23 protein-coding genes and 1 tRNA gene are annotated in these 22,490 nt (G+C 68.2%); 9 read left to right on the top strand and 15 right to left on the bottom strand.

The features are described from left to right. Nucleotides 1-37: 37 nt before the first annotated feature. Entirely contained in the window at nucleotides 38-1,402 is a 1,365-nt protein-coding gene (locus V5D55_RS00875) for a glucose-6-phosphate dehydrogenase (RefSeq protein WP_435746735.1), read from the top strand. 171 nt (nucleotides 1,403-1,573) lie between these two features. On the opposite strand, the gene V5D55_RS00880 is transcribed toward V5D55_RS00875, so the two are convergent. Further along, on the bottom strand, nucleotides 1,574-2,623 hold the full coding sequence (locus V5D55_RS00880; protein ID WP_435746737.1) for a hypothetical protein: 1,050 nt from the start codon (nucleotides 2,621-2,623) through the stop codon (nucleotides 1,574-1,576). Nucleotides 2,624-2,849: 226 nt separating this feature from the next. Between V5D55_RS00880 and V5D55_RS00885 the strand changes: the two genes are divergently transcribed. Beyond that, entirely contained in the window at nucleotides 2,850-3,530 is a 681-nt protein-coding gene (locus tag V5D55_RS00885) for a YqaJ viral recombinase family protein (RefSeq protein WP_435746739.1), read from the top strand. 33 nt (nucleotides 3,531-3,563) lie between these two features. Here the strand turns inward: V5D55_RS00885 and V5D55_RS00890 are convergent, their stop codons facing one another. Genes V5D55_RS00890 through V5D55_RS00910 form a run of 5 tightly spaced genes read right to left on the bottom strand, consistent with a single transcriptional unit; the run spans nucleotide 3,564 to nucleotide 6,544 of the window. Further along, nucleotides 3,564-4,109 carry a hypothetical protein gene (locus V5D55_RS00890; RefSeq protein WP_435746741.1) on the bottom strand — a complete coding sequence of 182 codons (546 nt, stop codon included), beginning with the start codon at nucleotides 4,107-4,109 and terminating at the stop codon, nucleotides 3,564-3,566. Further along, nucleotides 4,106-4,747 carry a hypothetical protein gene (locus V5D55_RS00895; protein WP_435746743.1) on the bottom strand — a complete coding sequence of 214 codons (642 nt, stop codon included), beginning with the start codon at nucleotides 4,745-4,747 and terminating at the stop codon, nucleotides 4,106-4,108. Before V5D55_RS00895 ends, V5D55_RS00890 begins: the two co-directional genes overlap by 4 nt. Beyond that, the gene (locus tag V5D55_RS00900; protein WP_435746745.1) at nucleotides 4,744-5,349 is read right to left on the bottom strand and encodes a signal peptidase I; all 606 of its coding nucleotides are present in this window, start codon (nucleotides 5,347-5,349) and stop codon (nucleotides 4,744-4,746) included. The genes V5D55_RS00895 and V5D55_RS00900 overlap by 4 nt, the downstream gene beginning before the upstream one ends. An 8-nt stretch (nucleotides 5,350-5,357) precedes the next feature. Next, entirely contained in the window at nucleotides 5,358-6,020 is a 663-nt protein-coding gene (locus tag V5D55_RS00905; protein WP_435746747.1) for a SipW-dependent-type signal peptide-containing protein, read from the bottom strand. Continuing rightward, the gene (locus tag V5D55_RS00910) at nucleotides 5,987-6,544 is read right to left on the bottom strand and encodes a SipW-dependent-type signal peptide-containing protein (RefSeq protein WP_435746749.1); all 558 of its coding nucleotides are present in this window, start codon (nucleotides 6,542-6,544) and stop codon (nucleotides 5,987-5,989) included. The genes V5D55_RS00905 and V5D55_RS00910 overlap by 34 nt, the downstream gene beginning before the upstream one ends. Before the next feature lie 279 nt (nucleotides 6,545-6,823). Between V5D55_RS00910 and V5D55_RS00915 the strand changes: the two genes are divergently transcribed. From V5D55_RS00915 to V5D55_RS00930, 4 genes are all read left to right on the top strand, one after another. Further along, nucleotides 6,824-8,542, top strand: coding sequence for an MDR family MFS transporter (locus V5D55_RS00915; RefSeq protein WP_435746751.1), 1,719 nt, complete (start codon nucleotides 6,824-6,826; stop codon nucleotides 8,540-8,542). Then, on the top strand, nucleotides 8,529-9,011 hold the full coding sequence (locus V5D55_RS00920; RefSeq protein WP_435746753.1) for a MarR family winged helix-turn-helix transcriptional regulator: 483 nt from the start codon (nucleotides 8,529-8,531) through the stop codon (nucleotides 9,009-9,011). The genes V5D55_RS00915 and V5D55_RS00920 overlap by 14 nt, the downstream gene beginning before the upstream one ends. A gap of 122 nt (nucleotides 9,012-9,133) precedes the next feature. Continuing rightward, complete coding sequence (locus tag V5D55_RS00925) at nucleotides 9,134-10,150, top strand: hypothetical protein (protein ID WP_435746755.1); 1,017 nt, start codon at nucleotides 9,134-9,136, stop codon at nucleotides 10,148-10,150. After that, nucleotides 10,147-10,596 carry a hypothetical protein gene (locus V5D55_RS00930; protein ID WP_435746757.1) on the top strand — a complete coding sequence of 150 codons (450 nt, stop codon included), beginning with the start codon at nucleotides 10,147-10,149 and terminating at the stop codon, nucleotides 10,594-10,596. Before V5D55_RS00925 ends, V5D55_RS00930 begins: the two co-directional genes overlap by 4 nt. Here the strand turns inward: V5D55_RS00930 and V5D55_RS00935 are convergent. Further along, nucleotides 10,562-11,452 carry a LysR family transcriptional regulator ArgP gene (locus tag V5D55_RS00935; protein ID WP_435746759.1) on the bottom strand — a complete coding sequence of 297 codons (891 nt, stop codon included), beginning with the start codon at nucleotides 11,450-11,452 and terminating at the stop codon, nucleotides 10,562-10,564. The two genes, V5D55_RS00930 and V5D55_RS00935, sit on opposite strands and share 35 nt — an antisense overlap. A 70-nt stretch (nucleotides 11,453-11,522) precedes the next feature. Here V5D55_RS00935 and V5D55_RS00940 point away from each other — a divergent pair, with 70 nt between their 5' ends. After that, a complete protein-coding gene (locus V5D55_RS00940; protein WP_435746761.1) occupies nucleotides 11,523-12,200 on the top strand; it encodes a LysE/ArgO family amino acid transporter in 678 nt (225 codons plus the stop codon). Between the two features lie 33 nt (nucleotides 12,201-12,233). Here V5D55_RS00940 and V5D55_RS00945 read toward each other — a convergent pair whose 3' ends face one another. The 8 genes from V5D55_RS00945 to V5D55_RS00980 all read right to left on the bottom strand — a co-directional run bounded on the left by V5D55_RS00945 (nucleotide 12,234) and on the right by V5D55_RS00980 (nucleotide 17,594). Next, a complete protein-coding gene (locus V5D55_RS00945) occupies nucleotides 12,234-13,046 on the bottom strand; it encodes an amino acid ABC transporter ATP-binding protein (protein WP_435746763.1) in 813 nt (270 codons plus the stop codon). Continuing rightward, on the bottom strand, nucleotides 13,033-13,704 hold the full coding sequence (locus tag V5D55_RS00950) for an amino acid ABC transporter permease (RefSeq protein WP_435746765.1): 672 nt from the start codon (nucleotides 13,702-13,704) through the stop codon (nucleotides 13,033-13,035). Before V5D55_RS00950 ends, V5D55_RS00945 begins: the two co-directional genes overlap by 14 nt. Before the next feature lie 3 nt (nucleotides 13,705-13,707). Further along, nucleotides 13,708-14,529 carry a transporter substrate-binding domain-containing protein gene (locus V5D55_RS00955; protein ID WP_435746767.1) on the bottom strand — a complete coding sequence of 274 codons (822 nt, stop codon included), beginning with the start codon at nucleotides 14,527-14,529 and terminating at the stop codon, nucleotides 13,708-13,710. 172 nt (nucleotides 14,530-14,701) lie between these two features. After that, entirely contained in the window at nucleotides 14,702-15,388 is a 687-nt protein-coding gene (gene rplA, locus V5D55_RS00960) for a 50S ribosomal protein L1 (RefSeq protein WP_307380165.1), read from the bottom strand. An 11-nt stretch (nucleotides 15,389-15,399) separates the two neighbouring features. Beyond that, nucleotides 15,400-15,831, bottom strand: coding sequence for a 50S ribosomal protein L11 (gene rplK, locus V5D55_RS00965; protein ID WP_056312763.1), 432 nt, complete (start codon nucleotides 15,829-15,831; stop codon nucleotides 15,400-15,402). Between the two features lie 300 nt (nucleotides 15,832-16,131). After that, nucleotides 16,132-17,178, bottom strand: a complete 1,047-nt coding sequence (gene nusG, locus V5D55_RS00970) for a transcription termination/antitermination protein NusG (RefSeq protein WP_435746770.1) — start codon at nucleotides 17,176-17,178, stop codon at nucleotides 16,132-16,134. Nucleotides 17,179-17,220: 42 nt separating this feature from the next. Continuing rightward, a complete protein-coding gene (gene secE, locus V5D55_RS00975; RefSeq protein ID WP_435746772.1) occupies nucleotides 17,221-17,481 on the bottom strand; it encodes a preprotein translocase subunit SecE in 261 nt (86 codons plus the stop codon). Between the two features lie 40 nt (nucleotides 17,482-17,521). Then, a tRNA-Trp gene (locus V5D55_RS00980) sits at nucleotides 17,522-17,594 on the bottom strand. Between the two features lie 171 nt (nucleotides 17,595-17,765). On the opposite strand from V5D55_RS00980, the gene V5D55_RS00985 reads away from it, so the two are divergent. Together V5D55_RS00985 and V5D55_RS00990 are read left to right on the top strand one after the other, a co-directional pair. Next, nucleotides 17,766-19,610 carry an HSP90 family protein gene (locus tag V5D55_RS00985; protein ID WP_435746774.1) on the top strand — a complete coding sequence of 615 codons (1,845 nt, stop codon included), beginning with the start codon at nucleotides 17,766-17,768 and terminating at the stop codon, nucleotides 19,608-19,610. A 23-nt stretch (nucleotides 19,611-19,633) separates the two neighbouring features. Then, the gene (locus V5D55_RS00990; protein ID WP_435746776.1) at nucleotides 19,634-22,435 is read left to right on the top strand and encodes a hypothetical protein; all 2,802 of its coding nucleotides are present in this window, start codon (nucleotides 19,634-19,636) and stop codon (nucleotides 22,433-22,435) included. Nucleotides 22,436-22,490: the final 55 nt, after the last annotated feature.

Below are 22,490 nucleotides of genomic sequence, written 5' to 3' on the forward strand. Positions count from 1 at the left end.
ATGCCCGGCTATGGGGCGGAACGATTACGGTGGGTTCATGACCGATCCGACCACGCTCGTGATCTTCGGAGCCGGCGGCGATCTCGCCTCCCGCCTCCTCCTCCCTGCCCTGGGCCAGCTGCTCACGCGAGAGCCCGACCGCACGGTGCGGATCGTCGGCGCCGATCGGGAGGATTGGACGGATGCCGACCTCGAAGGCGTGGTCCGCGCGTCCTTCGCGACGATGGATGCCGAGGCGGCAGCATCCCGCGTCGAGGTCGTGTATCGCAAGACCGACATCACCCGCGCCGACGACCTGAGCGCGCTGCTCGAGGACTGCACCGGCCAGGTCGCGCTGTACTTCGCCGTCCCGCCCTCGATCGCCGCGGCATCCGTCGCCGCCATGACGCCCGACATGCTGCCCGCGGGTGCCGTGCTCGTGATGGAGAAGCCGTTCGGCGTCGATGAGGCGAGCGCGCGGGCGTTGAACCAGACGCTCACCGCACTCGTGCCGGAGAGCCAGGTGTTCCGCGTCGATCACTTCCTCGGTCGGTCGACCACTCTGAACCTGCTCGGCGCCCGATTCGCCAACCGCATCCTCGAGCCGCTCTGGTCGGCGGAGAGCATCGAGTCCGTCGACATCGTCTACGACGAATCGCTCGCACTGGAAGGTCGCGCGGGCTACTACGACGCCGCCGGCGCGCTGGTCGACATGATCCAGAGCCATCTGCTGCAGGTGCTCGCGGTGCTCGCGATGGAGGAGCCGACGACGCTCGACGAGGTCGACTTCCGCGCCGCCACGAGCGCGGTGCTGCGCGCGACCTCGGTGTGGGGCGACGACCCCGCGAGCTCCTCTCGCCGGGCGCGCTACACCGCGGGAACGGTGGAGGGCGTCGAGAAGCCGTCGTACGTCGACGAGCCGGGCGTCGATCCCGACCGCCAGACCGAGACGCTCGCCGAGGCGACGTTCGAGGTGCGCAACGCCCGCTGGGCCGGGGTGCCGTTCCGACTGCGCTCTGGCAAGGCCCTCGACGACCCGGCGCGCGAGATCGTCGTGCGCTTCCGTCCCGTCCGGCACATCCCCACGGGGTTGACCGGATCGTCCGAAGGGGCGGTGCTGCGCTTCTCGCTCGGGCCGGACCGCATGGCGCTGGAGCTGAACCTCAACGCCGCCGAGGACCCGTTCGAGCTGGAGCGCGCGTCGCTCACCGCCGACCTCGGGGAAGGCGCGCTCAAGGCCTACGCCGAGGTGCTGTCCGGTGTGCTCGACGGCGACCCCATGCTGGCGGTGCGCGGCGACGCGGCAGAGCAGTGCTGGCGGATCGTCGCGCCCATCCTCGAGGCGTGGCAGCGCGGCGATGTGCCGCTCGAGGAGTACGCCGCGGGCTCGACCGGCCCCGAGGGCTGGCCCGTCCTGCGCTGATCGCGCTCGCTCGCACTTCCCCTCCTCTCCTCCTCTCTTCCTCTCCTGCTCCTCCCCTCCTGCTCTGCTGAGCCGCCCCTTTAGGCGCGACGCGGCCCTCTTTAGACGAACGCAAGGGGCCGGGTCGAACGGAAGGGGGCCGGGCCGACCACGTCGAGGAGGCCGCGGAACTCAAAACGCGGAGCGAGGTCGGCGCTCGAACAGTCCGACAGCCCGGAAGTGCGACGCCGCGGCATCCAAGGTCGCTACGTGTTCGCTCATGACGCGCACGACCCGCCATCCGGTCACGCCGCGCACCCAGTCCTCCCGCGTCTTCTCTTCCAGGACGACATCGTTCGCAGATCGCTCGCCCCGTAACTCGTCGTTCAGATACTTCGTGCGGCCGTCGCATTCCACGAAAGTGCGCGATTGATCGACGGCGATATCCATCCAGAAATGGCCGCCGTCCGCGCGGGGCACAGGCACTTGCAGGCGCGGACGCGCGAAACCCAGCTGATGCAACCGGTACCGGGCGACGCTCTCGAGAGGGAGCTGGGCACGGCCATCCGCGATCTCCACAGTCTGACGTGCCTGCAGGATGCCGCGGGCTCTCGGCTCACGCGCGCGTTCCGTCAGCTCGCCGAGCAGGAGCTCTGCTGCATCATCGTCGTAGTCCCACGCCGCACCGCCGACCGATGCGAGTGCGGCGTCGGTGAGCGTGAGCGCCGCCTCTGGGCTGACCGTACGCGCCACGTCGTGCACGGTTCGCGCGAGCGACGTACAGCGGATGCCGTCGATCTCGGCGATGTCGGATTGCGGCATCGGTCCCTCGTGCCGAACCATCCCGTCGATGCTGTGTCGCGTGTGTCGCGATGTCATCACGTGCACTCGTGCGGGGCGGATGCGATAGAGCGGCAGCCCCCACAGCACAGCAGCCGAGACGTGGGAGAACACCGGGTCGCTCCCGCTCGCGGAGAACGCCGCGGCGACCACCTCCGCGCGATGCCGTGATTCCGGAAGGAGTTCCTGCCAGCGCGAGTGCTCGATGAACCATCCGCGGCGCACACGATGAAGCCTTCGTGACTCGACGGCGACGCGGAGACTTCGAGAGTTCCAACCCTCGGCACCGAGTCTTCGACTGCTGATGAGAAGGTCCGTGATCTCATCGATCGTCGCATGGCGCATCCGCCGATCCTGCCGCGGCTCAGCGTCGCCTGCCCGACAAATCCCGTCTTCGAACAATCCCGCGATCCAGCGCTTCCTGTGCAGAACAAGACCGTCGCTCTCGCCACACTCCCCGAGCCGCCCCTTTGCGTACGAGCCGCCCCTCAAAGGACGGATTCACAGGGGCGGCTCGCACTCAAAGGGGCGGCTCGACGGGGACAAACGGCAAGAGGGAGCAGACGCCGGATGCCGCTCGGCGGCGTGTACGCGGATCGACGTCGGCGGACGGGGTTAGGGTCGAGGAGTGAACCCCGAACTCGCTGCACGCATCGTCGCGGACTCCCGCGATCGCGTGGCGTGGATGCGGGCACGATCCCGCGGCATCACCGCGACCGACGTCGCCGGGCTCACCAGCGAGAAGTCGATCGCGCGGGCCGCAGACGCCAAGCTCGGCGGTGGCCCACGGTTCGGCGGCAACGCCTACACCGACCACGGTCGTCGCCGCGAGCCGGAGATCGCCGCATGGGTCGCTGCGACCCACGGCATCCTGCCCTCGTCCGCCCTTTTCCGCGCCGAGGTGGAGCACCGCCATCTGGCCACTCCCGACGGGATCGCGGTCGATGCTGCAGGACGCGTGAAGCTCGCCGAGATCAAGACGACCAACAAGGCGTGGCGCGGCATCCCCCGCACCTACCTCCGCCAGATCTGGTGGCAGCAGCACGTCCTCGGGGCGGAGCGCACCCTGTTCGTCTGGGAGGAGCACGTCGACTTCTCCCCCATCCACGACGAGCCCCGCTGCGTCTGGATCGACCGCGACGACCGCGAGATCGCGAAGCTGATCGGCCTCGCCACCGACCTTATCGACGAGCTCTACCGGCGCACCACCGGTCAGCAGCCCCCGACGCGCATCACCGACGCCGCGGAGAGCCGTCGCGAACAGCTGCGGGAACGCGACGCGTTCCGCGCCCTGGCACTGGCCGACTGAGCTGTCCGCCCGGTCCCGCGGGATCGGGCTCGATCAGTAGCTGGCTCGCGTCGTCGTGGTGCACTGAGGGTTCGCGCCGAGCAGCCCCATGGTCGGATTCGACACGAGCCAGTCCGACTTCCACCCCGCAGGGCCGGTGAAGCGGATCCCGAAGGTCTTCGACGAGCCCAGGAGCCCCGACAGCAACGCGCCGTCGATGACCGTCACGTACGCCGTCGAGGATCCGGTCGTGTTGACGTTGGCGAGTCCGGTGCCGGTGATGGGAACGATGGGTCCCCCCATGGTGACCACCTGACCGAACTCAGCGACCGACAGGTCATAGCCGGTCGCCCCGCTCGGTACCCTCCAGGAGATCGTGACCTTCGGGTTGAGCCCGAGCGCCGCACTGCTGGCGACACAGCCCGGAGTCGTCGAACTGATCGGTTCCGGCACATTGACGGAACCCGCGGTCGCCGTCGCTCGCTCGGCGTCGGTCCACGCCGCTTCGGTCAGTTGCGCAGGAGGCAGCAGGCCGACGCCGAGGAGCACGGAGATCCCGAACACCGCGGCCGCCACGCGGCGGCGCCTCCCCGGATTCATCCGAGGCTCCCGGAATGCCGTTCGCGGTCGGCCCGACCTCTTCTGCGCGACACGAGACTCGCCAGCCCGAGCGCAGCCAGCACTGCGCCACCGGCGACCAGGGGAACGGACGGTGACAACCCGGTCGACGCAAGACCTCCCTCGGGCCCCACCACGACCGCCTCCCCGTCGCCACTCGCGTGCACCCGCAGGTTCGTCGAGCCGTCGTGTGCACCCGCGCCGAGGGCGATGCCCAACCGCACGTGCGCGACATCGGTATCCGGCATCTCCGCCAGCTCCACCTCCGCGCCGTCGCGCGGTACCTCCCAGGCCGAGCGCAACGACACGGCGCCGCCAGGGCAACCGCCGGACTCCCACGCCTGCCCGCAGATGGCCACGTCCACGACCAGGGGTGCGTCGCCGGTCGCACTGACGCCGATGGTCACGGTGCCCGGGTCGGGCGCATCCGCGCTGACCGCCACATCCCACTGCACCTGATCGCCGGGGAGGAGTGCCCCGGCCGCCTCCCAATCCGCCACCGAGACGAGCCGCAGGATCCGCCCCTGAATCACCTCGGTCGTCGGCGCCGCCCACGCGGGAGACGCCATCCCGACGAACAACACGGCGACGCCGGCACCCGCGGCCAGTCGGCGCATCATGATCGCCGGTCCCGTCGCAGCGCTCCGGAGGACACCGGGTCTTCCTCCCCTTCGCCTCCGACGTTCCGCTCCCCGTCTGCGCGGGGTGGGTCGGGTTCTCTCCTGGGCCAGAATGCCCAGACCACCAGCACCGATGCGGCGAGCGTCACGCCGCCCAGCACCCACGGGTTGCCGAACCACACGATGACGTTCGCCAGCCCCGGCACCGAACCGCGGACGATCCGGACGTCCGCGACCGTGTACGGCTCCGGATCCTCGACATCGTTGGCGTCGCCTCTCATCGTGAGGATCCGCGCGTCCGACCCCTCGGCGGGTGCGACGGACGTGACCCGGTGCGTGATCGGCAGGGCGTCCACACGGTCGACCGTCACCACGTCACCCACGACGACATCGGCGGCCGGGATCTTCTGCACCAGCGCCACGGAGCCGGCAGGGATCGTCGGCGTCATCGATCCGGTCTTGAACATGATCAGCGAGAACCCGCCGGCGTACGCCATGATCACCAGCACGATGCAGATCACACCGCCGATCGCGGCGGCGGTGAGGAGGACCTCGCGCACGCCCCGGCCGACGGCTCGTGCGCCGCGTGCGATGGGGTCCATGATGACGCTCAGTTCGTGGTTCCGGTGAATGTCCACGTGGGCTTGACGATCCCGCCCTGCGCGAGTCCGCTCGCGTCGGTGGGGAGCTCCAGCACGATGCAGTAGGTGATCGTGTTCAACGGGGTCACGGTGACCGACTGCGCGGCCACCGTCGGAACCACGTTCAGCGCAGTTCCCGCTGTCACCGCCGTCGTGCAGTTCGCCGGTGCGGCGACCACGGCCACGCCGACCCTGATCGCGTTCTGCAGGGCGAGGTCGGCACCCGTCGGCGTACCGCCGGTGTTGTTCGTCACCGCCACCGCGGTCAGATTCACCGTGCCGGGAAGTGTGCCGGACGCCTGCACCTGCACGTACGCCGCCTTCTTGATCCCCGGGTAGAGCCCGGAGGCATCGAGCGGGATGCTGAGGGCGGTGTCGGAGGGCCCATGAGATGTGAAGGCTCCCTGATCCGACCTCGACGCGATCGAGAAGGTCCCCGCGCTCACCGTGGTGGTCGCGAGTTCCTGATCGGTCCACGCCGCGATGGTCACCGTCGCTCCGACACCGAGCACGAGCCCGCCCGCGAGCAGCGCCCGCACACGCCGATACGTGCGCGTGGGCTGCCGCCTATGGTCCCGCCGGCTGCGACGGGTGAGGGCTACGGCTGCACCGAGGTCGCGTTCCACTGCCACGTGACGGTCCCCGTGTCGCCCTGCTCGATACCGCTCGCGCCCGCCACCGCGGTCACCTGGATGCACAGGTTGACGTCTGTGCCGGTGGTCATGGTGGTCGGCACGGCCGTGCCTGCGTCGAAGGCGTCTTCGTCACAGCCGAAGGCCGCGCCCGTGGACACCACGGCGTACGTGAGCTTGCCGGCCGTGGCGAAGTCGCCGGTGCCGACCGGAGCGACCGAGGCGAGCGTCGCGTCGTAGGTGCCGCCGAGCCGAAGGGCGTACGGGGCGTAGACCACGTCGTCGGGGCTGAGGTTCGTCGGGTTGAGCTCGAAGGTCAGCGACGCGGCCGTCGCGCTGGTCGCGTGGTCGTCGAAGGTGTTGCCGTCGGCCGAACCGGTGAAGGTGAACGCACCGGCGGTGAACGTGCCGTTCGCGAACTCGGAATCGTTCCATGCGGCGAGAGTCACTGCGGCCCCGACGCCGAGCACGAGCCCGCCTGCCATCACTGCGAGAACCTTGCGTCTGGTCTGGGTCGTTGCCATGTGATCTTCCCCCTCAGGAATTCCACCGCGCGGACGTCTGGGGTCGGCCGCCCCTCAGTGGCCGCGTCCGCGTCGGATAATCCAGTCTCACGGAGCGTGAACCAGGCGACGAACGAATGCGCGCAGGAGAGTGCACCAATATGCGCAGAAGATATCGATCTGATCTCGGGAGCGATGGTTGACGAATATCAACGAAGTGCCTATAGTTGACGAATCTCAACTATCCCGCGTGCGCCAGGGCTGTCGCAGCATCCGATCCCGACTCACGAAAGGCCCCGCATGACCACCGACTCCCCCGCCAAGATGACGCATCGCCAGGTGCTCGAAGCTCTCACCGGGCTGCTCCTCGGCATGTTCGTCTCGATGATCGCCACCACGGTCGTCTCGACCTCGATGCCGGTGATCGTGCACGACCTCGGCGGCGATCAGGCGGCGTACACGTGGGTGATCACGGCCACGCTGCTCACCACGGCCATCTCCACGCCGATCTGGGGCAAGCTCGCCGACCTGTTCAACCGCAAGCTGCTCATCCAGCTCGCGATCGTGATCTTCGTCGGCGCGACGGCCGCCGCCGGCTTCGCGCAGGACACGAACACCCTCATCGCGTTCCGCGCCCTCCAGGGCATCGGCGGCGGCGGGCTCGCCGCCCTCAGCCAGGTCATCATGGCCGACATCATCAGCCCGCGCGAGCGCGGACGGTACATGGGTCTGTTCGGCGCGGTCATGGCCGTCGCGACCGTGGGCGGTCCGCTTCTCGGCGGCTGGATCACGGATGCCGCGAACTGGCGCTGGAACTTCTTCGTCGCACTGCCGTTCGCTGTCGCCGCGCTGATCATCCTGCAGAAGACGCTGCACATCAGCACCGAGCGCACCCGCAAGGCATCGATCGACTACACCGGCATCGTTCTGCTCTCCGCCGCCGTCTCGTTGATCCTCATCTGGATCACGAACGCCGGCTCGACCTTCGACTGGTGGGGCACCGAGACCGTGCTGATGGTCGGTGGCGCCATCGCGGCGACCATCGCGTTCATCATCGTCGAGCTCAAGGTGCGCGAGCCGCTGATCCCGCTCTCGCTGTTCAAGGGCCGCACCTTCACCCTCTCGGTGCTCGCGTCGATCTCGATCGGCGTCGCGATGTTCGGCACCTCGGTCTATCTCGCGCAGTACATGCAGCTCTCCCGCGGCGCCACACCCACCGAAGCCGGCCTGATGACGCTGCCGATGATGGCGGGGCTGTTGATCGCCTCGATGGTCGTCGGACAGCTCGTCACCCGCTTCGGTAAGTGGAAGGGGTACCTGATCCTCGGCTCCGTGCTGCTGATCGCCGGCTCTGTGACGCTGTCGACGCTGCACTACGACACGAACTTCGTCCTCGTCTCGCTCTACATGTTCATGATGGGCGCGGGCGTCGGCATGACGATGCAGAACCTCGTGCTCATCGTGCAGAACGTGGCGAAGCCGAGCGAGATGGGCGTCGCGAGTTCCGGTGTCACCTTCTTCCGCAGCCTCGGCGGCACCGTCGGCGTCTCGGTCATGGGCGCGGTGCTGGCGAACAGCCTCACCGGCCTGTTCACCGACGGCAAGGAGCGCCTCGGGGCGGCGATCGCGCAGTTGGGCGAGAAGGGCGCCGACGTCGCGGCGCAGCTCTCCAGCGGCACGCTGCCCGAGGTCCGGCTGCTGCCGGAGCCGGTCCGCTCGATCGTGGAGGACTTCTACGCCCAGGCGATCTCGCACGCGTTCCTGATCGGCATCCCGCTCGCGGTGATCAGTCTGGTCGCGATCCTGTTCCTGCCGAACCGTCCGCTCACCACGCTGACGACGAGTGAGCGCGCGAAGGCGGATGCTGCGAAGCCCGCCACCGGGAACGCCGTCGGCGACGCCGGCGAGGTGGCGATCGCCGATGCGACCGCGCTCTCGGGTGCGACGACCGGCACCGTCACCGTGGTGGCCGGAGCGAACGATCGACACGGCGACGCGGCATCCGATGACCGACGCTGAGCACGACTCCGAGACTCCCGAGGCGCGGGCCGCAGCGGTCCGCGCCCTGGAGGCGGAGTTCAGCGAGCTGATCACGCACTTCCGGCGCCTCGTCATGGAGAACGCCGACCGCGTCAGCCCCGGGATGCTCCCCGGCGCCTACAAGACCCTCACCACGATCGCCCGGTGCGAACAGGTGACGTCCTCGACGCTGGCCGAGCGGATGCTGATGGACAAGGGGCAGGTGAGCCGCACGGTCCGCGAGCTCGAAGACCTCGGCCTCATCGAGCGCTCCCCCGACCCCCGCGATGGCCGGTCCTCGCTGTTGCGGCTGACCGGGCTGGGGACGGAGCGACTCGCGGCCGCGCGCCTGCCGCAGGAGGGCATGCTGCTGCGGACACTGCAGGACTGGAGCATCGACGACATCGGCAACCTCTCGCGACTCCTGCACGCGCTGGGGTCCGGCGTCAGCCCGGAGACCGCGGAGTAACCGCAGCAAAATACCGATATACGCTTCCGCACCACCGTTTTGTCCACCGAATGGCCTACAGACACCCGCCGGCAAGAACAGTAGCTTATGACCGCCATCAATCCACGGATTAAGGACGGTCCATGCCTAAACCATCGAAGCGAAATCGAATCGCAGCGAGAACCATCGGTGCCATCGCAGGCAGCGCGCTCATCGGAGCCTCGCTCGCGTTTGCTCCAGTCGCTTTTGCTTCGGCTGAAGCTAGTCCGGCAACCGGAGAATCCACCGACCAGCTGGATGAGCTAATTGCTGCGGTTCTCGATGCGCCGCTGCCTGAGGTGATCTTCACAGTTGGCGACGACTCCTTCACACCGTTCGAAGCGTCTGACGAACCGTCCGCTCCATCGCTCGAACTCGAGATCGCGGATGCAAGTGCGGTTGAGACAGAGGCCGGCGCCGCGTCGGCGGATGTCGTGATACCCGCAAGCGTTGCGTCGAAAGACATTCATGTCAGTGCCGACGAGGAGCTTGATATCGTGATTCAAGACGATGGAAGCGCCCTTATCATGCCTTCTGATACCCAGAGCTTGGTGAGCTACGGGCAGCTAGATGCGCCATCCGCCACAGTCGACGGTGTAGTTGTGCCGGCACAATACCGCTTGATCGACGGCGGAGTGAAGGTCGTTGCCCCAACAGCGGCTGGAGCTCAGTTCGCCGCCGCAGCGGGATGGACCTACTCGCACAACGTGAATTCCAAGTCGCTCGCGCCCGGCGGATACGTCTCGAAGGCCGCCGCGCTCAAAGAACTCAAGCGTTGCTTCAATTGCAGCTTCCCGGTCGGCGGTGCGGGTGCCAAGTTCCCCGCGGTTGGAAACGTCTGGAAGCTCCAGACCCCTGGGCAGCCCCTGGCACCTGTCAAGGTCACCGCTGCCGATGCGAGCTACGGCTCCTGGACCTTCACGACGCTGCCGGGGCACTTCGATCACACCGGGTCGACGATCACGTTTAGGATGAACGCGGGTCGGGATGGCGAGTATGTGCTGGCCGTCAACGCCACAGTGAAAGGCTCAAGCGTATGGGAACCGTTGAACACGCACGTCGCGAAGACCACTTGGACCAACTTCGTCCTCAGAACCTGCCAGAACGCGAAAAGTCATTGACCGGCGGCAATCGCAACATCCTCGTCACAACAGGTTGGGCACTCCTGCTTTCCTGGGTAGCGGGGACTGCGGTTCAACTCGGCGTATTCGTGCACGGAACCCCATTTGACCTTGAATCGACCATTGGCGCCTTGGCGTGGTATCAGATCTTCAGCATCCCGCTCACGTTCTGGGCGGTGGGCGTTGTGTTACTTGCAGTAGTGCTCCTCAGACGGTTGAGGCGCCGCTGGTTGGTGCTGGTGGGGAGCTTCGGCCTGACCGTCGTCGCAATCGCCATCAGTATCGCGATGATGATCAACATCACGTCCGCTGGTTCAGACACCACGACCTTGTCGACTCTTCCGGAAACAGTGGTTGCGTTGATCGCATTTCATTCGATGGCGTGGGGTGCGTTCGCCTCTTCCGAAGCCGTCACCCGCCCCGAGTCCCCTGCAGCACGCGCGTAGCCTCCGCCGCGACCTCCTCGGCGATCGTGTCGAGGAGGTCGGAGCGCAGGTTCCACTGCTGCCAGTGGAGCTTCACCCGGAGCGTCGGACCGCCCAGCGACACGAGTCCCATCGACCGTTGCAGGCGCGGGAGCATCCCCCAGCCGAGGCCGAGTTCGACGGCCAGTGCGTAATCGTGGGATGCCGGGACGTAGTGCCGCGGAACACCCTGATGCGCGACATCCTGCGCACGCAGCCACTCGTGCTGCAGGGTGTCGCGTCGATCGAAGTCGACGAAGGGCGCGGCCACCAGCGCCTCGGCGGTGACGCCGGCCGAGAACCAGCGCTCAGCGAACCCGGGCTCTGCGAAGGCCTGATACTCGAGCACGCCCAGCGGGGCGACCGTGCACCCGGCGACCGGGGTCTCCTCGCTCGTGACGGCGGCCATCACCGCGCCGGACTCCAGGAGCCGCGCGGTGAAGTTCTGATCGTCGCGGTGCAGATCGAAGTCGATGCCGTGCGCCGCTGAAAGGCGTGCGAGCGGAGCCAGGAACCAGGTGGCCATCGAATCGGCGTTCACCGCCAGGGGGACGCTGATGCGCTGGGCTCCGCCGCCGTCGTCGATCCCGACCCGCGACAGCGCATCGTGCTCGAGGAGGGCGATCTGCCGCGCGAGACGGACCACGGCCTCTCCGGCCTCGGTCAACGTCGCCGGCTTGCTGCGGACGACGAGGATGCGGCCGAGCTGCTGCTCGAGCGTCTTCAGGCGCTGGCTCACCGCCGACGGGGTGATCCGCAGGCGACGGGATGCCGCGTCCAGTGTTCCCTCGTCGGCGACGGCCGCGACGGTGGCGGCGAGTTCCGGATCGATCTTCACATTAGCGATGCTAATGGTTCGGAAGGAATCATCGCTGGCGCTCATGCCTGCGCGTTCCTACGCTGAGACCATGCTCTCCGTTCTCGCCGGCCTCGGCCTCGGCCTCTCCCTCATCGTCGCCATCGGCGCGCAGAACGTCTTCGTGCTGCGGCAGGGGATCCGTCGCGAGCATGTGCTGGCCGTCGTCGCCATCTGCGCGATCTCGGACGCCGTGCTGATCATCGCCGGGGTAGCCGGTCTCGGCTTCGTCATCTCCGCCGCGCCCTGGCTGGTCGTCATCGCTCGATGGGCCGGTGCCCTCTTCCTGCTGACGTACGGCCTGCTCGCCGCCCGACGGGCGTGGACGGGCGAAGGCGCCCTCGACGCCGACGACGCGGATGCGGAGGCACCCGATGCCGCAGCATCCGCTATTCACCCGTCGACGGGCGGCACGGCGACGCTCCCCCGCACGCGCCTGGCACCGGTGGTCCTGACCGTCCTCGCCCTCACCTGGCTCAACCCGCATGTGTACCTCGACACGGTACTCATGCTCGGGTCGATCGCCGCCACGCATGGCGAGGAGCGCTGGCTCTTCGCCGGCGGGGCCGTGGCCGCCAGCATCCTGTGGTTCACCGGGCTGGGATTCGGCGCCCGCTATCTCGGCCGCTGGCTGCGCACGCCGCGCTCCTGGCGCATCCTCGACGCGGTGATCGCCGTGGTGATGATCACGATCGCCGTGAGCCTCGTGCTCCCGGTGCTCGGTGGTTGAACCCGGCAGGCGCCGGATTCAGACGACCGCGCGTCAGGCGCCGTCGAGCGGGCGCATGATGCGCGTCAGGAAGCGCTGCGTGCGCTCGTGCTGCGGCGCGGTGAACAGCTGCTGGGGCTTCCCCTGCTCGACCACGACCCCGCCGTCCATGAACAGCACGTGATCTCCCACCTCGCGGGCGAAGCTCAGCTCATGGGTGACCACGGCCATGGTCCAGCCCTCGTCGGCCAACTCCTTGATGACGACGAGCACATCGCCCACGAGCTCGGGGTCGAGCGCGCTGGTCGGCTCGTCGAACAGCAGCAGATCGGGCTTGAGCGCGAGCGCGCGCACGATTCCGACGCGCTGCTGCTGTCCGCCCGAGAGCTCGTGCGGGCGGGCATCCGCCTTGTCGCTCAGACCCACGCGATCGAGCAGCGCCAGCGCCTCGGCGACGACCTCGGCCTTCGGACGCCCCTGCACCCGCCACGGACCCTCGATCACGTTCTCGAGCACCGTGAAATGCGGGAAGAGATTGTGGTGCTGGAACACCATGGCGGATCGGTCGCGCAGGGCGAGACGCTGCTGCTTGCTGACCCGCACCGGCACCCCGGTCGCCGCGAAGTCGATGTCCGGGCCGCCATCGACCTCGATCGTGCCGGCATCCGGAGTCTCGAGTCCGTTGAGCGCGCGCAGCACCGTCGTCTTGCCCGAACCGCTCGGCCCGATCAGTACGAGCACCTCGCCGCGGTGCAGGGTCAGATCGATGCCGCGGAGCACCTCGTTGTCGCCGAAGCTCTTGCGGATGCCGCGCGCGGTGAGCAGCGGCTCGTCCGCCGGCACGGAAGCGGGGTCAGTGAGCGACACGACTGTCCAGCCTTCTCTCGAGAGCGCTCTGACCGAAGGAGAGCACCAGGCAGAGCACCCAGTAGACCAGCGCCGCCGTCAGGTACAGGATCATGAACTCGTAGGTCGTCGACGCGATCTGCTGCGCCACCTTGAACAACTCCGTCACGAGGATGAGCGATGTCAGCGACGTGTCCTTCACGAGCGAGATGAACGTGTTCGACAGCGGCGGCACCGACACCCTCGCCGCCTGCGGCAGGATGACGCGCGTGAGCGTGCGGGTACGGTTCATGCCGACCGTGTACGCGGCCTCCCACTGCCCCTTCGGCACCGAGAGGATCGCTGCGCGCACCACCTCGGCGCCGTAGCCGCCCACGTTCAGCGAGAGCGCGATGATCGCACTCGGCCACGGGCTGATCGTGATCCCGATCGAGGGCATGCCGTAGAAGATCACGAACAGCTGCACGAGCAGCGGGGTACCGCGGATGACCGAGATGTAGAACCGCGCAATGCCCGAGAGCAGCGGATTCACCGAGATCCGCATCAGAGCGATACCGATCGCGATCAGCAGCCCCAGGGCGAACGACGCCAGCGCGAGCGGCACCGTCACCGTCAGCCCGGCCAGGGCGATGGGGCCGAGCGAATCGAGGAACAGCTGCCAGGGGGACGTCGGCTCCATGGGCTACTCGGTGACGTCTTCGCCGAAGTACTTGTCGCTGATCTCGGCGAGCGTGCCGTCGGCGCGCAGCTCGTCGAGCGCAGCATCCACAGCTTCCACCAGGCTCTTCTTGTCCTTGGTGAAGACGAAGGCCTGCTCGCCCGCCTCGTCGGTCTCGGCGGCGATCTTCAGACCCGTGGGGCTGTTGGTCGTCTCGTAGTCGAGGAACGTGAGCTTGTCGTTGATGGTCGCGTCGACGCGGCCCTGGCGCAGCAGCTCGACGGCCTGCGCCCAGCCCTCGACGCCCTCGACCTTGGCACCGGACTCGGTGGCGAGGTCGTTCCAGTTGCTCGTGAGCGACTGCGCGGTGGTCTTGCCGTCGAGATCGGCGAAGGACGAGATGGAGTCGTCATCCTCGGCGACCACGATCACCCCGGGTGACACCGTGTAGGGCTCGCTGAAGAGGTACTTCGCGGTGCGATCGTCGTTGATGGTGACCTGGTTCGCGATGACGTCGAAGCGGTCGGCATCGAGACCCGCGAAGATCGCATCCCACTGGGTCTCCTCGAACTTCACCTCGAGGTCGAGCTTGTCCGCGACGGCCTGGATGATCTCGACGTCGTAGCCGGTCAGCTCGCCGGCCCCGTTGTCGCCGTGGAAGCTGAAGGGGCGGTAGGTCCCCTCGGTCGCCACGGTCAGGGTGCCATCCTGCACCAGACCGAAATCGGATGCCGAGCTGTTGCCATCGCTCCCGCCCGACTCCTCGGGTGCCGTCGAGCCGCTGCACGCGGTGAGCGCGGCGGCGGTGAGAACGAGTGCCGTGACGGCGATGAGGCGACGAGACATGTATACCCTCCTGGGGTGCGGTGCGTGCGCGTGCTGTGGCGCAGTGCAGGGAACCCATCCACAGTACGCGCCGAGTGCCCGGTTGCTCGCATCCGATGACGTCGGATTTCGGATGCTGGCGGCACGCAGAAACGCCCCCGCCATGAGGCGGGGGCGTTTCAGCGACTCAGCGTCAGATGGCGTTGACGTCCAGCGGGATGCCGGGGCCGAACGTGGTCGACACCGCACCCTTCTGGATGTAACGGCCCTTCGAGCTCGACGGCTTGAGGCGCACGATCTCCTCGAGCGCTGCGTCGATGTTCTCGTTCAGCTGCTCGGCGGTGAAGGACGCCTTGCCGACGACGAAGTGCACGTTGGCGTGCTTGTCGACGCGGAACTCGATCTTTCCGCCCTTGATCTCCTCGACGGCCTTGGCCGCGTTCGGGGTCACGGTGCCGGTCTTCGGGTTCGGCATCAGGCCACGCGGACCCAGGACCTTTCCGAGACGACCGACCTGGCCCATGAGCTCCGGGGTGGAGACGGCCGCGTCGAACGCGGTCCAGCCATCGGCGACCTTCTGGATGAGCTCGGCGCCGCCGACCTCGTCAGCACCTGCGGCGATCGCAGCCTCGGCCGCGGGGCCGGTGGCGAACACGATGACGCGGGCGGTCTTACCGGTGCCGTGGGGCAGGATGACGGTGCCGCGCACCATCTGGTCTGCCTTGCGCGGGTCGACGGCGAGCTTCAGCGCGACCTCGACGGTCGAGTCGAACTTCGCCGAGCCGGTCTCCTTCGCGAGGGCGACTGCCTCGGACGGGGTGTAGAAACGGTCTGCCTCGATCTTCTCGACAGCAGCCTTGTAAGCCTTGGACTTAGCCATGATTATTCTCCTCAGCCCTCGACCGTGATGCCCATGGAACGGGCGGTGCCGGCGATGATCTTCGAGGCAGCCTCGATGTCGTTGGCGTTCAGGTCAGCCTGCTTGGTCTCGGCGATCTGACGGACCTGGTCCTTGGTGATCTTCGCGACCTTGACCGTGTGCGGGGTCGCGGATCCCTTGGGGACGCCGGCGGCCTTCTTGATGAGCTCCGCAGCGGGCGGGGTCTTCAGGATGAACGTGAAGCTGCGGTCCTCGTAGACGGTGATCTCGACGGGGATGACGTTGCCGCGCTGCGACTCGGTCGCGGCGTTGTACGCCTTGCAGAACTCCATGATGTTGACGCCATGCTGACCGAGCGCGGGGCCGATCGGCGGCGCCGGGTTGGCTGCACCGGCGTTGATCTGAAGCTTGATCAGGCCGGTCACCTTCTTCTTCGGTGCCATTCTCTTTCCTTTCATCGAATCGGATGCAGGTCGCATCCGTTTCTCCCACGGGCCCGGCATCTCCGGGTCGTGGTCGTCTGCGCACGCCGAAGCGCCACACAAACCACACAAGTCTACCTGATCGATGGAGGCGTCAGGTTCCGGGGCAGACCGGTGCGGATGCTGGATCAGAAATGCAGGCGCGACGCCGGTTCCAGAGGCATTTCTGATCCAGCATGCGCGGGCGCGCGGCGCGCCGGGCGGGCTGGCGCGTGAGAACGGCCGCCCCGAGAAGGGACGGCCGTTCTGGTGACGCGTGGGTCAGACCATCTTGGTGACCTGGTCGAACGACAGCTCGACCGGGGTCTCGCGCTCGAAGAGGGAGACGAGGACGGTGAGCTTGCCGCTCTCCGGCTTGATCTCGCTGATCGAACCGGGAAGACCCGCGAACGAGCCCTCCTTGATCGTGATGGTCTCGCCGACCTCGAAGTCGACCTCGGCGGGGAGCGTGCGAGCGACGGCGACGCCGCCCTTCGACGCGATGTTCTTGGCGGTCGGGATGTCCTTGACCTCGACGAGCGACTTCAACATGTTGAAGGCCTCTTCGAAGCGCAGCGGCGTCGGGTTGTGGGCGTTGCCCACGAAGCCCGTGACACCAGGCGTGTGACGGACGACCGACCAGGTGTCTTCCGTGAGCTCCATGCGCACGAGCACGTAGCCCGGGATGCGCACGCGGGTGACCATCTTGCGCTGGCCGTTCTTGATCTCGACGACGTCCTCCATCGGGACCTCGATCTGGTAGATCTCGTCCTCGACCTCGAGCGTCGACTTGCGCTGCTCGATGTTCGCCTTGACCTTGCGCTCGAAGCCCGCGTAGGAGTGGATGACGTACCACTTGCCCGGAAGCATGCGGAGGTCGAGGCGGAAGGCCTCGTAGGGGTCTTCCTCGGCGTCGTCGTCGTCCTCGGACTCGTCGTCGGCGTCAGCCGCCGGACGGTCCTCGTCGCCGTTCACGTCGGGGCCGTCGTACGGGGTGACCTCGTCGGCCTCAGCGGCCTCGTGCTCGGCGGTCTCTTCCGCCACAGAATCGTTGAGGACCTCAGCGGCAGCTTCCGTCTCAGCCGCTTCGTCCAGGTTGAGAGCGTCGTTCACGATCGCATCCGCCTCCGGGTCGTCGATGTCGATGTCGAGGTCTTCCACGACGTCGCCTTCTTCGTCTTCGTCTTCGACATGGACGGCGACGTGCTCAGCCGAGGTGACCGAGAGCTCCTCCGCAGCGAGGACGTTGCCCTCCTGGGCTTCGTCTTCCTCGCTGGACTGCTCTGCCGCGGTCGCCCAGTCGGCGTCGTCGGAATATCGTTCAGACACGTTGTTTCTTCTCCATAGCTGCGGCGTGAGCCGCGGGCGTCATCAGCCGGGGATTCCGAATACCCAGTGCGTCACGTACGCGAACAGAGTGTCCAAGCCGTAGACGATGCCCATGACGATCACAACGAAGACGAGCACCACACCGGTGAACTTGAACAGCTCCTTGCGCGTCGGGGTGACGACCTTGCGCAGTTCGGAGATGACTTGACGGAGGAACAGGGCGATACCCCCGAAGAAGCCGAGCTTCTTCTCACGCGGGCCGCCGGCCGCGACCAGCTCGCCGCGAGGGTCTTCCTGATCCATCCTGAATGTACCTTTCGTGTGTCAGCGTGGCGCTGACGCGCAGGGCGGACAGGAATCGAACCTGCAACCTGCGGTTTTGGAGACCGCTGCTCTGCCAATTGAGCTACCGCCCTAGAGACCGGAAGGCCTCGGGGTGTTCTCTCCATCCTGCCACCGAACTGTGATCGGGAGATCCCAGGCACGGCGAAAGAATGCAGACAACAACTGCTGATCCAGCATACGGCATCCTCTGGGCGAAGCCGAACCGAGGGAAGCAGGGTGTTGTTGTTAGGCTCGGCGAGCGGATGCAGAGGGAGGGAGCGCCTGTGAGCGCTGAAGTGCAGCAGTTCCAGGTGGACCTGCGCGGAGTCGTCGACCTGCTCAGCAGGCACATCTACTCCAGCCCCCGGGTGTATTTGCGAGAGCTTCTGCAGAATGCCCGCGATGCGATCACGGCCCGTCGCGAGGTCGACGGCGGCGGCGGTCGCATCCGCATCACACCGCTGACCACGGAGAGCGGCGAGTTCGTGCTGCGCGACGACGGGGTCGGCCTGACCGCGTCCGAGGTCGCCGATCTGCTCGCGACCGTCGGCCGCAGCTCGAAGCGCGACATCTTCGATCTGCCGCGCAGCGACTACCTCGGCCAGTTCGGGATCGGACTGCTGAGCTGCTTCATGGTCGCCGACACGATCGTCATCCGCACGCGGAGCGCCCGAGGAGGAGCATCCGTCGAGTGGACCGGCAGCGCCGACGGCACGTTCCAGGTCACGGAGCTCGACGAGGAGCTGCCGATCGGCACCAGCGTGCACCTCGTGCCCCGCTTCGACGCCGACGAGCTGCTGCGCCCGGCAGCGGTGCGGGAGCTCGCGACGACGTTCGGCGAATTCCTTCCGGTGCGCGTCACGGTCGACATCGTCGGCGGAGACGAGGACATCACCCGGGAAGCACCCTTCCTCGACCCGGCAGACGACCTGGATGCCGCGGTGCGGTATGGCCGCGACCTGCTCGGTGCGAGCCCCCTCGACGTCATCGAGCTGAGCGAGCCGGCCACCGGCACGCGCGGCCTCGCCTACGTGCTGCCGTACGCCCCGCCCCCGGGTGCTCGACAGGCGACCCGGATGTATCTGGGGCGGATGCTGCTGTCCGAGCGCGTCGACGATGTGCTGCCCGACTGGGCCTTCTTCGTCCGCGCGGTGATCGACTCGACCGGGCTCGCACCCACCGCGAGCCGCGAATCGCTCGTGGAGGACGCGGCGCTGGAACGGGTTCGCGAGCAGCTCGGCGCCGGCATCCGCCGCTGGGTTCTCGAACTCGGTCTGCGCGAGCCGCACCGTCTCGCCCAGTTCGTCGCGGTGCACGAGGTCGGGCTCAAGTCGCTGGTGCGCCACGACGAGGAGCTCGCCCGCTTCATCACCCGCTGGCTCACGGTCGAGACCACGCACGGAACCATGCGGATCGGCGACCTCGTCGAGCGGTACCCGCACATCCGCTACGCGCAGACCGTCGACGAGTTCCGCCAGGTGGCCGGCATCTCGCCCGCCGACGAGGTGCTCGTGAACGGCGGCTATCTGTACGACGCCGACCTGGTGCGGATGCTGCCGGAGCTGCATCCGAACGTCTCCGTCGAGCAGGTCGATGTGACCGGCGAGCTCGATCGACTCGATCCTCCGCCGCTCGACGACCGTGACGCCGCACTCGCCCTGGAGGCCCGCGCGGGTGCCGTGCTCACGGCATCCGACTGCTCCGTCGTGGTGCGTTCCATCGATCGCCCCGATCTCGCAGGGCTGTACGTCGCTGATCCCGAGGTGCTGCGGGCGATCGATCGCAGCCGCACCAAGGGCATCACCGGATCGCTCTGGGGCGGCGTGCTCGATCGCATCGACCAGACGTTCTCCTCCGCCCGCGAGGAAGACCTCCGAGCGCGGCTCTGCCTGAACTGGTCCAACCGGGTCGTGCGCGCGCTCGTGCGCGTGCAGGATGACGCCGTGTTCGCCCGGACCGTTCAGCTGCTCTACATCCAGGCGCTGCTCGCCGGGCATCATCCGCTCAGCGACTCCGACCGCGCCCTGATGACCAGCGCGCTCTCCGACCTCGTCTCACTCTCGGCGGGCCTCGAAGGGGACACCATCCCCTTCGGCGACGCCCACTGACAATTCCACGAAAGGGCACGTCCATGGCACGTCCGAAGAAGCGGTTCCAGCAGCTGATCGAGGAGATCGACCGCACCCCCTGGGGCCCGGCCGAGCAGGCGCTCGTCTCCGACGCCGTAGCGCTCGCCATCGAGATCGGCGACGACCGCCTCGAGTACGAGGCGCGCATGCGGCAGACGGCATCCGCCAACATGGGCGGCGCGACCGACGTGATGCTGAACTCGTTCGCCTGGTGCCTCGCCCGCCACGACGCCGATCCCCAGCGCTTCCCCGCCGACCTCGACAACGGCGGCGCCGACCTGATGTGGCAGTTCAAGTGGATGGCCTCCTCGCTGCGCTCCTCCCCCGCGTTCTCGCAGGAGCAGATCGCCGCGGTGCTCGACGACATGGAGACGCACTACCGGTCCGCCGGCCTCGGAGTCAGCGGTGTGCTCACCGCCCGGTTCGAGGACGCCTGGGACGCGGGCCGCTTCGACGACGCCGAAAAGCTCCGCGTGCAGCTCGAGGCGACTCCCCGCGACGAGCACAGCCACTGCGACGCGTGCGGTCGCAGCCAGTTCGCCGGATTCTTCGCCGAGACCGAGCGCGACGCCGACGCAATCCGCCTGGTCGAGGAGATGATCGAGGGCGGCTTCTCCTGCGGCGAAGAGCCCGAGCACGCCCTGTCGCGCGTGCTGCTGCCGTACCTGCGCGCCGGACGCCTCGATGAGGCGAAGACGGCGCACCTGCGCAGCTACCGCCTCGCGAAGGACAACGCCGACAATCTGCGCATCGTCGCGAACAACATCGTCTTCGCGGCTGTCTCGGGCAACGAGGCCCGCGCGCTGGCCATGGTCGAGCGCCACCTCGGGTGGCTGGCGCACGACGGGCTGAACGTCGATGCGCACTTCGCGGCGCTGGCCGCGTTCGCCGTGGCGCTGGACCGGGTGACGGCAACCGGACACGGCGAGACGCCCGTGCGCGGTGCCGACGCGGCATCCCTCGTCCCGTTCTTCGGCGAGCACGACGGCGTCTGGAGCGCGGCCGACCTCGCCGCGGCGACCTGGGCCACCGCCGAGCGGATCGGCGCCGAGTTCGACCGACGCGACGGCACCGACGGGCACGCCCGCAGCCTGGCGCGCATGCGGGCGCTCGAGACGGAGAGCTACGACGTGCCGATCCGTTCCGATGCCTTCGTCGCGCCTGCGCCGTCGACCACCCCGACGGATGCCGATGGCTGGTTCGAGCGCGCGATGCAGCTCGCCCAGTTCGGCGCGGAGCACGAGACCCTCGAGGCGCTGCCGCGCGCCCTGGAGGTCGAAGACCCGGCGAAGCTCGCACAGCTCCACTCGATGCGGATGGGAATTCTCATCGCGCTCGACCGCGCCGACGAGGCCCTGTCGGCGCTGCCCGAGCGGATCGCGGCGCTGCGCGCGGCCGGACGCGATGTGCAGGCCGACCTCGAGGAGCGCCTCGGACTCGCGACGTTCGGGGCCAGCACCGCCGAGGCGAAGGCGGCGCTCGAAGAAGAGCTCGGCGCGGCCGGAGCCGGGCTTCCGGCATGGTCACGCGGAGATCTGGCCATCAGCCGCGCCTGGCTGCACCTCAAGGACGATGAGGCGGATGCTGCGCTCGACCTGGCCGAGGTGGCTGCGCGTTCCTTCGCCGAAGCCGACGACGTCCGACTGTCGAACACGACGACCCTGATCGCGATCTCGGCCGTCCTGAGCAAGGGCGACCTCGAGGCAGGCTCGTCGCTTCTCGACCGGTTCCTCGAGCAGGACGACCTCAGCGCCGGCCACCGCGCTCAGGCGCTGCAGACCCGCGCCCGCGTGCGAGGCGGCAGCGGCGCGTACGACGACGGTGCGACGGATGCCGATGAGTCCTGCCGCCTTCTCGCCGAGCTCGGTGCCACGCGCGCCCTGGCCGAGGCACACCTGCTGGCCGGCGCCCTCTGGGAGGATGCGGACCAGCCGGAGAAGGCCGTGTCGCGCTACCGGCTCGCCGCGCGGATGGGCAGCGAGGAGGGCGGCGACTCCACCGGAGTGAACTTCCGTCTCGCGCGCGCGATGCTGCGCGCCGGCGACGCGGAGGAGGCAGCAGAGCTCTTCGGTGAGGTGCTGCAGCAGGAGGACGAGGCCGAGGTCTCCCCCGGCTCTCGGGCGATCACCGCCTCGATGCTCGCCAGGGCCCTGGGCGCGGCCGGTGAGTTCGGCCAGTCGGTGGGCGCGCACGGATACGCCGCCCAGCTGTTCGGCGAGGCCGAGGAGCACGCCGACCAGGCGATGGCGATGACGGAGCAGGCCAAGATCCTCGCGCGGTTCGACGAGAACGACGATGCGATCTCACTGCTGGAGTCGGCCGTGGAGATCGTCCGGAAGGCACCGGATGCCGCGGGCGCTCTCACCGAGGTCCTGCACAGCCTCGGCCAGGCGTACGGCGGGCGCGGAGACGAGCGCGCGTTCGCCCTGTTCGACGAGGTCGCAGCGCTCGCGCAGGAGCACGAGGCGCACTGGCTGCTGGCCGACGTGACCGACTCCCGCGGTCGGGCTCTCGCGGAGCTCGGTCGGGTCGACGAAGCGGTGTCTGCGGCGCTGACCGCGGCGGACGGGTTCGCCGGACTGGGCGACGCCGGGGCTGCCGGCGGCTCGGAGCTGTTCGCGGCCAGGGTGCTCGCGGGCAATGAGCGCCCCGCCGACGCGGTGCCCGTCTACCGCAGCGCGCTCGAGCACGGGGCAGAGCACCCGTCACTGCGCCAGGTCGCGGCACTCGAGCTGGGCGACGTCCTCGAGGCGCTCGGCCGGCACGGCGAGGCCGCCGAGGTCCGCGCGCTCGTGGAGAGCTGAGCGCCGCGGCGCTCCGAAATGAAGGAGTTCTCGCGGAACGAAGGAGACTCGGCGC

Source organism: Microbacterium sp. PMB16 (assembly GCF_051294855.1).
Taxonomy (GTDB): Bacteria; Actinomycetota; Actinomycetes; order Actinomycetales; family Microbacteriaceae; genus Microbacterium.